Annotated in this window: 1 protein-coding gene; it reads left to right on the top strand. The window is 57.8% G+C overall.

All coding sequences use genetic code 11. The annotated features are described in order from the left end of the window. Positions 1–510, top strand: a 510-nt coding sequence (locus tag C3B51_RS21955) for a condensation domain-containing protein (protein WP_240701952.1), incomplete at both ends; no start/stop codon positions are given.

Below are 510 nucleotides of genomic sequence, written 5' to 3'. Positions count from 1 at the left end.
CCGCGCAGCACAGCGCACACGCCACTGTTTCAGGTGATGCTGACGACCCGCACCGATTATGGTGTAACCGGTGATGTAGACGACAGCGCCTGGTCACTGGGAGGCGCGCAGCTGAGTCCGCGCAGCGATGGCGCTGTGGTGGCCAAGTTTGACTTGGATGTGAATCTGGCGTTGAGTGAAGATGGGGTGGCGCTGTGCTGGACCTATGACACGGCCTTATTCAGCGAAGCACACATTGACACGCTGAACCGCCATCTGGAGACTTTGCTGAGCACGCTGGCACAGCACGACCGGACGAGCCTGCTTACTCAGGCGCCGGGCACGCTGACGATATTGTCTGAGCCTGAGCAACAGGCTTTGCTGGTGAGGGCAAACCAGCGCCTACAGAATTATGATACTGCACTGAGTATTCATGGTGCCTTTGAACAACAGGCAGCGGCAACGCCCGAGGCAACCGCCCTGGTGTTTCAGGACCAATTCATTAGCTATGAGACACTCAATCTGCGTGCC

This window comes from Pseudoalteromonas rubra (genome assembly GCF_004212645.1).
GTDB classification, from domain to species: domain Bacteria; phylum Pseudomonadota; class Gammaproteobacteria; order Enterobacterales; family Alteromonadaceae; genus Pseudoalteromonas; species Pseudoalteromonas rubra_G.
The sequence above is the reverse complement of the archived record's forward strand: the minus strand, read 5'-3'. Positions and strand labels throughout refer to the sequence as shown.